The sequence below is a fragment of the Streptomyces spinosisporus genome (assembly GCF_022698145.1).
Lineage (GTDB): Bacteria > Actinomycetota > Actinomycetes > Streptomycetales > Streptomycetaceae > Streptomyces > Streptomyces spinosisporus.
In genome coordinates, this window is the sequence record NZ_JALDAX010000003.1 from 619637 (window position 1) to 632955 (window position 13319).

15 protein-coding genes are annotated in these 13319 nt (G+C 70.0%); all 15 read left to right on the forward strand.

Translation table 11 applies throughout. The features are described 5' to 3' along the window. The first annotated feature begins 57 nt into the window (after positions 1 to 57). Positions 58 to 555 (forward strand): helix-turn-helix domain-containing protein, encoded by a 498-nt coding sequence (locus MQN93_RS11140; RefSeq protein ID WP_242709347.1) that lies wholly within the window; start codon positions 58 to 60, stop codon positions 553 to 555. Next, positions 542 to 1819, forward strand: coding sequence for a PBSX family phage terminase large subunit (locus MQN93_RS11145; RefSeq protein ID WP_242709348.1), 1278 nt, complete (start codon positions 542 to 544; stop codon positions 1817 to 1819). The genes MQN93_RS11140 and MQN93_RS11145 overlap by 14 nt, the downstream gene beginning before the upstream one ends. Continuing rightward, on the forward strand, positions 1819 to 1971 hold the full coding sequence (locus MQN93_RS11150; RefSeq protein WP_242709349.1) for a hypothetical protein: 153 nt from the start codon (positions 1819 to 1821) through the stop codon (positions 1969 to 1971). Before MQN93_RS11145 ends, MQN93_RS11150 begins: the two co-directional genes overlap by 1 nt. After that, positions 1971 to 2192, forward strand: coding sequence for a hypothetical protein (locus MQN93_RS11155; protein ID WP_242709350.1), 222 nt, complete (start codon positions 1971 to 1973; stop codon positions 2190 to 2192). Before MQN93_RS11150 ends, MQN93_RS11155 begins: the two co-directional genes overlap by 1 nt. Before the next feature lies 1 nt (position 2193). After that, entirely contained in the window at positions 2194 to 3693 is a 1500-nt protein-coding gene (locus MQN93_RS11160; RefSeq protein ID WP_242709351.1) for a phage portal protein, read from the forward strand. Next, positions 3690 to 4085: a DUF3307 domain-containing protein gene (locus tag MQN93_RS11165; RefSeq protein WP_242709352.1), complete on the forward strand. Its 396-nt coding sequence runs from the start codon at positions 3690 to 3692 to the stop codon at positions 4083 to 4085. Before MQN93_RS11160 ends, MQN93_RS11165 begins: the two co-directional genes overlap by 4 nt. Positions 4086 to 4089: 4 nt before the next feature. Then, the gene (locus MQN93_RS11170; protein ID WP_242709353.1) at positions 4090 to 5193 is read left to right on the forward strand and encodes a phage minor capsid protein; all 1104 of its coding nucleotides are present in this window, start codon (positions 4090 to 4092) and stop codon (positions 5191 to 5193) included. Between the two features lie 94 nt (positions 5194 to 5287). Continuing rightward, positions 5288 to 6079, forward strand: coding sequence for a hypothetical protein (locus tag MQN93_RS11175; protein WP_242709354.1), 792 nt, complete (start codon positions 5288 to 5290; stop codon positions 6077 to 6079). Positions 6080 to 6104: 25 nt separating this feature from the next. After that, positions 6105 to 6980 carry a major capsid protein gene (locus MQN93_RS11180; protein ID WP_242709355.1) on the forward strand — a complete coding sequence of 292 codons (876 nt, stop codon included), beginning with the start codon at positions 6105 to 6107 and terminating at the stop codon, positions 6978 to 6980. A gap of 52 nt (positions 6981 to 7032) precedes the next feature. After that, positions 7033 to 7959, forward strand: coding sequence for a glycosyltransferase family protein (locus tag MQN93_RS11185; RefSeq protein ID WP_242709356.1), 927 nt, complete (start codon positions 7033 to 7035; stop codon positions 7957 to 7959). Between the two features lie 47 nt (positions 7960 to 8006). Then, positions 8007 to 8603, forward strand: coding sequence for a hypothetical protein (locus MQN93_RS11190; protein WP_242709357.1), 597 nt, complete (start codon positions 8007 to 8009; stop codon positions 8601 to 8603). Positions 8604 to 8606: 3 nt separating this feature from the next. Next, positions 8607 to 9242, forward strand: coding sequence for an FkbM family methyltransferase (locus MQN93_RS11195; RefSeq protein WP_242709358.1), 636 nt, complete (start codon positions 8607 to 8609; stop codon positions 9240 to 9242). Next, positions 9239 to 10207: a glycosyltransferase family protein gene (locus MQN93_RS11200; protein ID WP_242709359.1), complete on the forward strand. Its 969-nt coding sequence runs from the start codon at positions 9239 to 9241 to the stop codon at positions 10205 to 10207. Before MQN93_RS11195 ends, MQN93_RS11200 begins: the two co-directional genes overlap by 4 nt. A 3-nt stretch (positions 10208 to 10210) precedes the next feature. Next, positions 10211 to 10669, forward strand: coding sequence for a hypothetical protein (locus MQN93_RS11205; protein ID WP_242709360.1), 459 nt, complete (start codon positions 10211 to 10213; stop codon positions 10667 to 10669). An 18-nt stretch (positions 10670 to 10687) separates the two neighbouring features. Continuing rightward, positions 10688 to 13318: a hypothetical protein gene (locus tag MQN93_RS11210; RefSeq protein WP_242709361.1), complete on the forward strand. Its 2631-nt coding sequence runs from the start codon at positions 10688 to 10690 to the stop codon at positions 13316 to 13318. The last annotated feature ends 1 nt before the right edge of the window (position 13319 follow it).

Genomic DNA, 13319 nt, shown 5'->3' on the forward strand with positions numbered 1-13319 from the left:
GCGCATGAGGAGGCCCGCCACTGTGCGGGCCTCCGCCATGTCCAGGGGGTGACCCGCATGGGCGCCGCCAAGCCGGTCACCGACAAGGAACGCGAACGCGTCCGCCAGCTGCACGCGCAGGGCAAGGGCCGCAACGAGATCGCGAAGATCCTCGGCCGCTCTGGGCGGACGATCAGCGAGATCGCGACGGGCCTCGGGCTGTCCTTCGCCCGCGCGGGCGAGGTGCGCCAGGCGACCGAGATCCGCCAGGCCGACCTCGCCGCGCGGCGCGCAGCGTTCGCGATCAAGCTGCAGGACATCGCCGAAGCCGAGGCCGCGAAGATCAACCAGCCGCACGAGTACTGGGACTGGGGCGGCAAGGAACACGACTTCGACACCTACACCGCGAACGAGCCCACCCCGGGCGACAAGCGCGCCTACATGTCCCTCGTCGCCACCGCCGTCGACCGCTCCCTGAAGCTCTCCCCACCGAAGGAGGAGGGCGGCGCAGACGAGGTCGGCTCCCTGCTGGTGGGCCTCTTCGACAAGCTCCGAGCCAAGCATGGCGACCACTGAGCTCGGGCTGTCCGACAAGCAGGAACGGAGCATCGCCCACTCCACCGCGTGGCTCAACGTGTGGGAGGGCAGCGTCCGATCCGGCAAGACCATCGCTTCCCTCCTGCGCTGGCTCATGTACGTCTGGACAGCACCCGCCGGCGGAGACCTCGTCGTCGTCGGCAAGACCTACGACACCGTCGCCCGCAACGTCTTCGGCCCGTTGCAGGACCCGAACATCGTCGGCGTCCACACCGCCAAGCTCGTCTCGTACACGCGTGGTTCGAGCGTGGCGTGGATCCTCGGCAAGAAGATCGAAGTCATCACCGCCAACGATGCGAAGGCCGAAGCCCGACTCCGAGGCTTGACCGGGGCCGGCGCCTACGTGGACGAGCTGACCCTGTTGCCAAAGGAGTTCTTCAAGCGCCTCGTCGACCGCATGTCCGTGCCCGGCGCACTGATCTTCGCCACCACAAACCCGGACAACCCCGGCCACTGGGCGAAGAAGGAATGGCTGAACCGAGCCGACGAGCTCGGCATCCGCGTCTGGCACTTCGTCATGGACGACAACCCGGGCCTGTCCGACGAGTACAAGGCCCGGATGAAGCGGAACTTCACGGGCCTGTGGTACCGCCGCTACATCCTCGGCCACTGGGTGCAGTCCGAGGGCGCGATCTACGAGCAGTTCGACGTCAAGAAGCACGTCGTCTCCACGCTGCCGCGCATGGACCGGTGGCTGTGCGACGCGATCGACTACGGCACCGTCAACCCGTACGCCGACCTGTTGATCGGGCTCGGGGCGGACCGGAAGCTGTACGTCGTCTCCGAGTACCGGTACGACTCCCGCCGCGAGCGGAAGCAGATGACGGATGCCGAGTACTCGCGGGCCCGCCGGCAGTGGCTCGCGAAGGTGCCGCAGCCTGGCACCAGCGTGGTCGGCGTCCAGCCGGAGTGGACGGTTGTCGACCCGTCCGCGTCGTCGTACATCGAGCAGCTGCACCGGGACAAGGTCCTCGGTGTGACGCAGGCCGACAACACCGTGCTGGACGGCATCCGCACCGTGTCCTCGCTGTTCTCGACGGAGGACCTGTACATCCACGAATCCGCTGCGGGCCTGATCGACGAGATCCCCGGCTACTCCTGGGATGACGAGGCAGCCGAGCGCGGCGACGACAAGCCGATCAAGGAGAACGACCACTCCTGCGACGCCCTCCGCTACGGCGTACGGACGACGGAATCGATCTGGCGGCCGTACCTGCCGACGCATCTGGAGGTGGCTGCCTGATGCCCACCATCGAGCAGGCCTTGGCGAACGCTGCCCGGCTGCTGGAGCAGGCGGAGATGGAAACGAACCTGGCGCTGATGGAGCGTCTCGATCAACTCGCCTGCTCGTGGCTGTCCATGGCGAGCTTGCTCATGGAGAAGGAGCGCGCCTGATGCCTGCCGAGATCACGTTGCCCGTGCACGTCCGCGTCGGCGACCACATCGAAGCCCGCTTCGGCGACATCACCGTCCAGCTGGCCGACGGAGGCGTGCCGCTCTCCGGCGTGCGCACGCAGCTGGCCGCGTTCCTGCGCGAGGCAGCGGACGTGCTGGAGAACCCGAGCGAGGACGACGACGAGCAGGAGGAGGTGCCCGATGCCCCTGCCGACAGGTGACATGACGTGGCCTCCACCCTCCCTCGCGCCCGCCCTCGACGCCATGCACACCTGGGACACCTGGTGGTCTGGCGACCCCGACCGGTTGGAACAGCTCTACGGCGGCAGCACCGGAGGCGGACCCGACCCCAAGCGGCTCGCGCTGACCATGAGCAACGGCATGGTCGGCCGCATCGCCCGCTGGTGGTGGGGCACCCCGACCGCCCCGGGCGAACGGCGCACGAAGCTGCACGTGCCGATCGCCGGCGACATCTGCGGCGGCAGCGCCGACCTCCTGTTCAGCGAGCCACCGAAGTTCACCGTCGAAGACGAGACCACGCAGAAGCGCCTTGATCTCCTGGCCGACGACGGCATGCTGGCCACCCTCCAGACCGCTGCCGAGATCGGTGCCGCCCTGGGGGGCGTGTACCTGCGGCCCGTGTTCGACCAGAAGCTGTCGGACCGGCCGTGGATCACAGCCGAGCACGCGGACCGGGCGTGGCCGGAGTTCATGTGGGGCAAGCTGTCCGCGGTCACGTTCTGGAAGGTGGTCCGCGAGGAGGACAGCCAGGTCTGGCGCTGGCTCCAGCGGCACGAACCAGGCGTCATCATGCACGGCCTGTACCAGGGCACGAAGGACAAGCTAGGCCGCCCCGTCCCCCTGGAGGACTCCGAGGCAACCGCGCCGTTCGCGCCCCTGGTGAACGCTGACGGTGCGATCCCGACCGGCTACGACGGCCTCGACGTCTCGTACATCCCCAACCAGAACAGCCGACGGTGGCGCTGCAACCCGAAGCTGAAGGACTGGGGACGCTCCGACCTCGACGGCATCGAGCCACTCATGGACTCGCTGGACGAGACATACGCCTCGTGGATGCGGGACATCCGGCTCGGCAAAGGCCGCATCATCGTCCCCAACCAGTATCTGCAGTCCAACGGGCCCGGTCGGGGAGCGAGCTGGAACCCTGATCAGGAGGCGTACTCGGGTATCAACTCGCTGGCACGCGCGGACGGGGCCGGGCAGCTCACCGTGGCACAGTTCGAGATCAGGGTGCAGGAGCACCAGGCGACAGCCGAGGACCTCGTGAACCAGATCCTCCGCTCGGCCGGCTACTCGGGCCAGACGTTCGGGCTCGGCGGTGACGTCGCCGCCACGGCGACCGAGGTCGTCGCGCGCGAGCGGCGTTCCATGACCACCCGCGGCAAGAAGATCCTGCGCTGGCGACCCGGGCTGGCGCATGCCGTTGAGGCGCTGCTGGCCGTGGATCAGTACGTGTTCGGCGGAGGCCTCACCCCGCAGCGGCCGACGATCGAGTTCGAGGACTCGGTGCAGGAGGATCCGCTGTCGTTGGCGAACACGGTCAACGTGCTGTCGCAGGCGCAGGCCGCATCGATCGACACGAAGGTCCGGTGGGTGCACCCGGAGTGGGACGACGACCAGGTGAAGGCTGAGGTCCATCGGATCCAGCAGGAGAACGGCATGTCGGTCCCTGACCCGATGCAGAGCGGCGAACTTCCGTGACGGGGCTCGGCATCGTGCTGGCGCATCTCGCCGGGGACTACCTCATCCAGTCCGACTGGATGGCGAACGAGAAGACGAAGCGCTGGTGGCCAGCATGGGCGCACGCCGTAACGTACGGCCTGCCGTACGTGCTGGTCACTCAGTCGCCTCTCGCGCTCGTGGTCATCGTCGTCACGCACGCCGTCATCGACCGGTACCGGCTGGCCCGACACGTCGTGTGGGCGAAGAACCTGATGGCCCCGAAGACGTACCGGCACTCGTGGTCAGAGTGCTCGGGGACGGGCTATCACCAAGACCGGCCACCGTGGCTGGCCGTCTGGCTGATGATCATCGCTGACAACACGATTCACCTCGCGATCAACACGGCGGCTGTGGTGTGGCTCGGGAGGTGACCCCGTGCCCGTCTCTCCGGCCATGTCCGAGGACCTCGCCGCAGCCGTCGCCGACCTGTACGAGGCCGCGCAAGGCGTGCTGATCCAGCAGATCCGGGACGCCCTGAACGAGGGCTGGGACAGCCCGCTGTGGGCACAGCTGAAGATGGCCCAACTCGGCACGCTCCAGTCCGCGATCAACGAAGTGATCGTGGCGCTGCAGGCGAACGCGTCCGGGGCGATCCATCAGGCCGTGGCCGAGGCCTACAACCGCGGCACACAGGCGGCCGTGGCCGAACTCGGCGCTATTGCCCCCACAGTGGCCGCGATCCCCGCCGGCTCCCACGCCGTAGACCGCATCGCGCAGTCCCTCATCGACGACACCGGGCCCGTGTATACGCGGATCCTGCGCCAGTCGACGGACGTCTACCGTGCCGTGATCGGCCGGGCCTCGGCGCCCGCTGTGCTGGGCGCGCAGACCCGGCGGCAGGCGGCACAGGCCGCACTCGACCAGTTCGCCAACCGAGGCGTCACCGGCTTCGTCGACCGCGCCGGGCGGGCGTGGGATATGCGGTCGTACATCGAGATGGCGACCCGCAGCGCCGTTGCCCGGGCGTCCGTGGAGGCGCACACGGAGCGGCTCGGCGCGGCCGGGGTGGACCTGGTGATCGTGTCGCAGGCGCCCGAGGAGTGCCCGCTGTGTCGCCCGTGGGAGCGGAAGATCCTCGCCCGCACCGGGGCACCCGGGGTCCGGCAGGTGCAGGTGCAGCACGCCACCGAGGACGACCGGACCGTGACCGTCACGGTGGCCGGCAGCTTGCCCGAAGCACGCGCGGCCGGACTGCTGCACCCCAACTGCCGACACACGGTGTCCGCATACCTCCCGGGTGTCTCCCGCATCCCGAAGGCGCAGCCCTCCCGCGGCACCTTCGAGGACACACAGAAGCAGCGGTACCTGGAGCGGCAGGTACGGAAGTGGAAGCGGCGCCAGGACGCGGCGATGGACGATGCCGCGCGCACGGCCGCCCGGGCGCGGGTGCGCGCGTATCAGGCGAAGATCCGCGAGCTGACCGCGGACACGGGCCTGCCGCGCAAGTCGCACCGCGAGCAGATCGCCACGGCTCGCTGACCCCAGAGTTTCCGCCCGCCTGGCGCGGGCTGGATTGCAGTACGGCTCCGCCAGGTGCGGGGCCTTTTCACCGACGCGCACCAGGAGTGCACGCATGCAGAAGCGAACCCTCGCCCGCCACGGCTTCGGCACTGGCTGGGCACACCCCTACGCGATGGGCCCTTTCGACCCGTACCTGTACGCCGACGGCGGGGACGGAGACGACTCCGGATCCGACAACGCCGACGGTGACGACGGCGGGGACGACGACGGCCAGGACGACGACGATGCCGGCGGGACCGGCGATGACGACGGCCAGGACGACGACGCGGGCAAGCAGAAGGCCAAGCCCAAGCCACCCGCGAAGAAGGACGCCGACGAAGACCCGGCCGCGACGATCGCCCGACTCCAGAAGGAGCTCAAGGCGGCGAACGGCGAGGCTGCGAAGGCTCGCACCGGCGCCAAGAAGGCCGCAGCCGATGAGGCACGCGCCGAGATCATGAAGGAGCTCGGCAAGGTTCTCGGGCTGGTCGAGGACGACGACAAGACGCCCCCCGACCCCGCCGCGCTGAAAGCGCAGATCGAGTCCGCCACGGCGGCGCACAGGGAGACCGCAGTCGAGCTGGCCGTGTACCGAGGTGCGTCGAAGTACGGCGCCGACCCGGATGCGCTCACCGACAGCCGGGCCTTCCTGAAGTCCATCGCCGACCTCGACCCGACTGCCGACGGGTTCGCGAAGAAGGTCGACGCCGCGATCAAGTCCGCGGTGGCCGACAACCCCAAGCTCAAGGCCGCGAGCCAGGCGCCCGCGCGCAACTCCGGCGACTTCTCCGGCAGCACGGAGAAGCCCAAGAACCAGAACAGCATCGAGGCACAGCGCGAGGCCCGCCGCAAGGCGCGCAGCTGAGCCTCCCGCTTAGAAGGAGGCCCCCGTGGCCAACACGTTTCTGACCCCCGACCTGATCGCCACGAGGGCGCTCGCAACGCTGTACGAGACGACCGTCATGGCGCAGCTCGTGCACCGCGACTACGACGGCGACTTCCGCGGCAAGCAGGGCGACACCATCACCGTCCGCAAGCCGGCCACGTTCACCGCGGCCGAGTTCAACCGCGGCACCGGAATCGTCCCGCAGAACGCGACCGAGTCCGGCGTGGACGTCACGCTGAACCACTTCTCCGACGTGTCGTTCAACGTCACGACCGAGCAGCTGACGCTGGAGATCGAGGACTTCGGCACGCAGCTCCTCGACCCGGCGATGGAGGCCATCGCCCAGAAGATCGACACCGATCTCCTGGCGCTGCGCTCCGACATCTCCCACACCGTCGGCAGCACCACCGGCCGCGAGCTGGACAAGCCGGAGGTCCTCATCGACGCAGGCAAGGTCCTCAACCAGAACAAGGTGCCGACAACGGACCGATCCGCGGTCGTGGGCCCGGTCACCAACGCCGACTGGCTCGACTCCGACGTCCTGAAGAAGGTCAACGAGTCGGGCGGCACTGAGGCGCTGCGGGAGGCGTACATCGGCCGCCGGCTGTTCGGCTTCGACCCGTACTGGACGCAGCACGTCACCGAGCCGGAGGAGGGCATTGCCTTCCACCGGACCGCGTTCGCGCTCGTAATGCGTCCGCTGGAGGTGCCCCCGGGCGCCCAGGACGCGGTGATCATGAACTACAAGGGATTCGGCCTGCGCGTGGTCTACGACTACGACATCAAGTACAAGCAGACGGTCGTCTCCGTCGACTGCCTGTACGGCACGAAGACCCTCGACGCGAACCGCGCCGTCATCCTCGAAGGCGCCGGTTCCTGAGACCCCTTCCCTGGCGAGGGCAAGGGTGATGTGGGGTGACAGGGGGGCGTCGATGCGTGTCGTTGTGCTCGGCGCCCCCCGCCCGCTCCACCTCAACCGCTGGAAGGACTGCCTGACCGAAGGCGGGACCGAGTTGGGGTGGGACATGCTCCACCTGCCCGCCCGGGACATCCCCGCTGAAGAGGTCGTGGCCGCCTGCCGTGGGGCGGACCTGCTGATCTGGGCCCGCACCCACGGCCACAACCCGACCGGCGATATCCCGCGCATGCTGTGCGCGATCGAGGACAACGGCACCGCCACGGTGGGCCTGCACCTCGACCTGTACTGGGGCATCCGCGGCCGCGAACCGCAGATCGGTATGGACCCGTGGTGGTCCTGCCAGTGGGTGTTCACCGCGGACGGCGGACACCAGGCAGAGTTCCTCGCCCGCGGTGTCAACCACCGGTGGCTGCCGCCACCGCTCGGCCGCCGCTGGCTCGGCCGCAGCAAACCGGACCGGCGCCGCTTCCCGGGCCGGGCCGTGTTCGTCGGCAGCTACGTCCCCGGCATCCACGGCCAACACCGTGCCGACCTCCTCACCTGGGCTCAACGCCAGTACAGCTACCGCTTCCAGCAGTACGGCCGCAGCCGCCCCGTGTGGGGCGCGGACCTCGGCACCCTGTACGCCTCAGCCGAGGTCGTGCTGGGCGACTCGGCTCCGGCCGCCCGCTACTGGTCGGACCGGATGGTGTGCACGCTCGGGCGCGGGGGCCTGCTCGCGCACCCGCGCACGGAAGGCATGACGGAGCTCGGCCTCACGGACGACGTGATGCTCACCTACGAGCGCGGCGACTTCCGCGGTCTTGGCGAGCGGATCGACGCACTCACCGCTGCCCGCCGGCGGGAACTGACGGACGCTGCGATCACGCTGGTTGAGGAGCGGCATCTGTGGGAGCACCGGCTCCGGGACATTCAGCGGGAGGTCTTCGGATGCGGGTGATCATCGCCTGTGCAGGGTCGCAAGCGAAGTGGGGCAACCACCTCGGCGTGCCCTCCCACCTGGTGCCGCTGCGAGCCCACTCCGGGGTGCCGCTGCTGTACCGCACGGTAGGGCAGGCCCGCGAGATCAGCGACGACGTGCACCTCACCTGCCCGGCCGGCGACACCCGGTACAAGATTCCCGGCGTGACGGTGCACGAGCAGGAGGGGAGCGCGCCGTCCGAGTACGCGGCGACGCGCGGCCTGTGGAACGAGGACGGGCGGACTGTGCTCCTGCTCGGCGACGTGTACTTCACTGACCGGGCCATGGAGACGATCGCGGCCTGGCGGTCGCACACCTACCGCGTGTTCGGCCGGGCGCAATCTTCCCGGATCACGGGCACCCCGTACGGCGAGATCTTCGCCGCTTCGTGGTGGCCTGGGCAGCACACGCGGATGGACGTCCGGCTGCGGCAGGTCCACGAGTTGCGTGCCGCCCAGATCGTCACGCGGCCGCCGGGATGGATGCTGCTGCGGTCCTGGCAGCGCACACCGCTCGATCAGCACCGGGTGGATCCGGGCTGGTTCACCGAGATCAATGACTGGACGGACGACTTCGACACCGTGGCCGACTACGTACGCCACCCAGCGACCCGAGGAGCCTGACCGGTGGCCAACGTCATGCGGGCCTTCCCCGCGCTCCTGAAGCGGCTCGGCTGGGCGCCGCAGCATCTGGTGCATGTCGGTGCTCATCTCGGCGAGGAGATGCCGTTCTACCGCGAGGCGGGCATCCCCCGGATCACTCTGGTCGAGCCGATCCCGTGGCTCGCCGAGCAGCTGCACCGCGAGCATCCGGACGTCGTCGTGCACCAGTGCGCGTGCGGGCCCGCGAACGCGTGGACGCGGCTGCACATCATGGCCCGGACCAACCTGTCGACGCTGGCCCCACCGCAGGACATCGACAAGGTGGCGCAGACCATCGACGTGGACGTGCGCCGCCTGGACGAGGTCGCCCCCGACGCGGACGCCGCGGTCATCGACGCGCAGGGCCTGGAGCTGGACGTCCTCTACGCGGCCCCATGGGACAGCCTGCGCCTGGTCGTCGTGGAGACGTGCACGGTCGACGACCCGACGATGGCCAGCCCATACGCCGAAACGGTCGCGTTCATGGCCGGGCACGGCTTTGCTGAGGTCGACCGCTGGGTCCGCGACTACGACTGGGTCTCCAAGTGGGGCCGCGGCCCCGGCCTGGCACGGCGCGGTGGCGAAGTGCGGGACGTCGTCTTCTACCGGGAGCCTGCGTGAGCGTCGCCATCCTCGTGCCGTGGCGGCCCGACGGCGGCCCGCGGCAAGCGGTCTGGGAATGGTCACACCGGCAGTGGGCCAACTGGCATCCCGACTGCGAGATCGTCACCGGGGCCTGCCCGGACGGCCCGTGGTCCAAGGGTGCAGCCGTCGCCGACGCCCTGGCGCAGACCGACGCCGACGTCCTGGTCGTCGCCGATGCGGACGTGTGGTGCCCGACCGTGCTGTACGCCATCGAGGAGGTCGTCTCCGGACGGGCCCGGTGGGCGATGCCGCACCAGAACGTCCGGCGCCTCACCGAGGAAGCCACGCGGTCGGTCTTGGGCGGAGCCTCGCTGTCCGGCCAGCCAACCGCAGAGATCCACCGGGGCATGCCGGGTGGCGGCATCGTCGTCCTCGACCGCCAGGTCCTCGAAGGCGTTCCCATGGACCCGCAGTTCCAGGGGTGGGGGCAGGAAGACCAGGCCTGGGCGCTCGCTCTGGAGACGCTGGCCGGCCCGATGTGGCGAGGCGACAGCGACCTGTTCCACCTGTGGCATCCGCCCGCTCCGCGCCGGTCCCGCTCGGTCGGTTCGGCCGAGTCTCTCGCCCGCTACCGCCGCTATCAGGCGGCGTCCGGCCAGCAAGCCCAGATGCGGGCGCTCGTGGCCGAGTTCTGTCCGACCCCGCTGGAGGGATCACCGATGACGTACAGGTACCGCAACGACAACACCGGGGACGAGGTAGAGCGGGCCCGCCCTGATGCTCGGCTGGAGATGCTGCCGAACTGGAAGCGCATCGCCGAGCTCACCCCGGAGCCGGAGCAGACTCCGCCGGCGGGACCGCCGGAGCGGCCAACCGCGCAGGACGCGAAGGTCAAGTGGGTGGAGTACGCGAACAGCGTCGCCAAGGACTCTGAAGAGGCGGCCGAGATCGCGACGCTCACGAAGGCGGAGCTGGTCGAGCGCTACGGCAAGGAGGCCTGAGCCATGGGGGACTTCGTAACCAACGTCGGGAAAGGAAGGCATGTTCACTATGCCTCCGTTGCCGAGGCCGGTACCGGCGGTGCGGTGCTGACGGCCGTCGTCCTGGAGGCGACGGGCCTTGAGACGGACGACGCGCTGCAGGACTACGACACCCTGTCCGCGCTGCTGGCCGGGGCGTCCAACGAGCAGACCACGATGGGCCGCAAGGACCTGGCGAACGTGACGGTCACGGTGGACGACACCGGCAACGAGGCCTCGTGGACTGCAGACGACCTGGTCTGGACGGACGCGACCGGCAACGCCACCGGCAAGATCGTCATCTGCTACGACCCGACCGGTGCGACCGCAGACACCGGGCTCATCCCGCTCACGATCCACGACTTCGCGGTCACCCCAGACGGAACCACGATCACCGCGAGCGTGGACGCGGACGGCGTCGCTGTCTCCAGCAACCCGTCGTAGCCGAAGGAGGGCGGGCCGATGGCGCGGAAGTTCACCACCGGCTTCGAGGCCGGTACCGAATGGGACACCACCAACGGCTCGCCCACCATCGTCACGACGCAGGCGAACAGCGGCACGCACTCCCTACGCTGCCACCCGACCACCAGCCAGCAGACCTCCATCTCGCAGGAGATCGACCCCGACGGCAACCGCGATCATGTGTTCCTGAGGGCGTACATCAACGTGGCTACGGCGCCTGCCGCGATGACCGGGATCATGGCATGGTCCGGCGAGAGCACCGACGTCTCCGACTTCTACGGCGTCAAGATGACGGCGTCTCGGACACTGATCATCACAGCCAGCGGGAGCACCACAGGCGGCACCGCCACCGCGGCGATCCCGCTGAACACCTGGACCCGGGTCGAGTTCGACTACGACGACCCGAACGGCACCGGGAAGATCTACATCGACGGGACGCTCGCGACTACGCGGACCGGCATCGCCCTCGAAGGCGGCGTCTACGCCCGCTTCGGAGTGATCAACCCGACGACGGCGGACATCTACTTCGACGACATCGCCGTCAACGACAGCACCGGGAGCAGCGACAACGGGCTCCCCGGACCCGTCGCCACCGACCAAGAGGTCACCCTCGGCACGGCCCGCGAGACGAGCGCGGCCCGGCCGATCACCCGCTACGTGCCCAACTTGTCCACCATCGTGGACAACTTCAACGACGGCACGATCAACGAAGACCTCTGGACGGACTCGTACAACACCGGCCGGATCAGCGAGACGGGCGGCCGCGCCCGGGTCACCTGCGGCACCGACTACAACGCCTTCGCCGTCGGCAGCACCTACACACTGACCGGGTCGACGTTCCACGTCCAGGTGTTCCCCAGCCCTGCCGGGGGCGGGACCCTTGAGGCCTGGTCACAGGTCCTCGTCACCTCGGCAACGCCCGGCACCGACCTCGTCATGGAAGTCGACGCCATCGCGGACGAGCTGAACATGGCGCTGCGCGTCGACTACTTCGACCCGGACGCCGTACGCATCCCGTACGACCCCGAGGCGCACGCGTGGTTCCGCATCCGGGAGGACGCAGGAACCCTGTACTGGGAGACGGCCCCGGACGGCGAGACGTGGACGCAGCGCCGCACCGCGACCACTCCCACGTGGGCGGCGGCCGATGACAACGCGCTGCAGCTGATCTCGCACCGCGATACGGGCGCGGACACGATCACCGAGTTCGACAACGTGAACACCCTGCCGACCGGGCAGGAAGTGTTCCCTGGGACAGCGCACGAGGCGAGTGCGGCGCGCGGCCTGGCCGTGGGCAAGGCCTCGCCGCTCGGCGCGGCGGCCGTGACGGACGCTGGCGGCTCGCTGACGGCCGCGAAGAGCACGACGCTGGGCACGGCCCAAGTCGCGGACGAGGCCCGCCCGTTGACCGTCTCCCGGGCCGCAACCCTCGGCGCGGCCCAGGAGACAGCCACCGCGCAGACACTCACGGCCACGGTCGTCGTGCCGCTCGGCCTGGCGCAGGAGACCAGCACTTCGGGCCCGCTCACCGTGGCCCGCACGGCCACGCTCGGGCCGGGGCGCGAGGAAGCCGCTGGACGACCGCTCACAGCGTCGAAGCACACGGTCCTAGGCGTGGCCCGGGAAGTGTCAGCAGCGGGTGCTGTGGGGCACGCGAGGACGGCTCTGGTCGGCGCGGCCGCGGACACGGACACCGCGCTACCGCTGACCGCCGGACACACCGTGGCCACCGGCCCGGCGGGCAGCGTCGACAGCGCGCAGCCCATCACCGCGGCCAAGACGATGCGGCTCGGCACCGCCCGCAGCCCAGAGCAGGCAGGCGCCGTAGCAACAGCGGGCGAGACCCGCATCAGCGCGGCCGCCAGCCGCGAGACGGGCCGGCCACTCACCGGGAGCAAGGCCAGCACGCTCACCGCGGCGGCCGCGCAGGACCTCGCCGGGCCCCTCGCTGGAGGGAAGGCCGGGCGACTGTCGGCGGCCGCCACGGTGGACAGTGCGCGGGCGTTGGCGGGCGGGAAGGCGCGCACGGTGGCGGGCGCGCGCGAGCGGGCCCACGCGGGCGCACTCACGGGCGCCAAGCGGATCGTCCTCGGCACGGCCCGCGAGCAGGCGGCCGCCGAGGTGTTGGGCGTGGTCACGTCCGGAGGCCTCGGCTTCGCCCGCGCCATTGAGGGAGCGCGCCCGCTCACGGCGGCGAAGGCTGTCACGCTCGGTCCCGCCCGGGCTGCCGAGATCGCCCAGCCGCTCGAGGCCGGGCATCGGATCCCGCTCGGCCGGGCGCGCGCCGTCGAGCGCGCTCGAGACCTGGCCGCGGGCAAGACCGTGCGGCTCGGCCCGGCACGCTGCAGCGAGCAGGCCACCGCGCTCACCATCAGCGGGCACACCACTCTCGGCGCGGCCCGCGAAGTCGCGGCGGCTGGCCGGGTGCGGCAGCCGTTCCAGATCCGGCGCCTGCGGACCGCGCACGCCGTGGCCCGGGCCACGGCGTGGGATGCGCAGAAGCAGCGGCCGGCCGACGAGCTGCTCCCCAGCGTGTCCGGGCCCGTGCTTACTCCATCTACGAGCGGGCCGGTTCTGACCGCGACCGTTACCGGTCCGTCGCTGCACGCGACTTCGACGCAGGGAGGCTGAC

Bases quoted from the DNA above. Each gene is read 5' to 3' on its own strand.
- MQN93_RS11140 (WP_242709347.1), top strand. From the start codon at position 58: ATGGGCGCCGCCAAGCCGGTCACCGACAAGGAACGCGAACGCGTCCGC.
- MQN93_RS11145 (WP_242709348.1), top strand. From the start codon at position 542: ATGGCGACCACTGAGCTCGGGCTGTCCGACAAGCAGGAACGGAGCATC.
- MQN93_RS11150 (WP_242709349.1), top strand. From the start codon at position 1,819: ATGCCCACCATCGAGCAGGCCTTGGCGAACGCTGCCCGGCTGCTGGAG.
- MQN93_RS11155 (WP_242709350.1), top strand. From the start codon at position 1,971: ATGCCTGCCGAGATCACGTTGCCCGTGCACGTCCGCGTCGGCGACCAC.
- MQN93_RS11160 (WP_242709351.1), top strand. From the start codon at position 2,194: ATGACGTGGCCTCCACCCTCCCTCGCGCCCGCCCTCGACGCCATGCAC.
- MQN93_RS11175 (WP_242709354.1), top strand. From the start codon at position 5,288: ATGCAGAAGCGAACCCTCGCCCGCCACGGCTTCGGCACTGGCTGGGCA.
- MQN93_RS11185 (WP_242709356.1), top strand. From the start codon at position 7,033: ATGCGTGTCGTTGTGCTCGGCGCCCCCCGCCCGCTCCACCTCAACCGC.
- MQN93_RS11205 (WP_242709360.1), top strand. From the start codon at position 10,211: ATGGGGGACTTCGTAACCAACGTCGGGAAAGGAAGGCATGTTCACTAT.
- MQN93_RS11210 (WP_242709361.1), top strand. From the start codon at position 10,688: ATGGCGCGGAAGTTCACCACCGGCTTCGAGGCCGGTACCGAATGGGAC.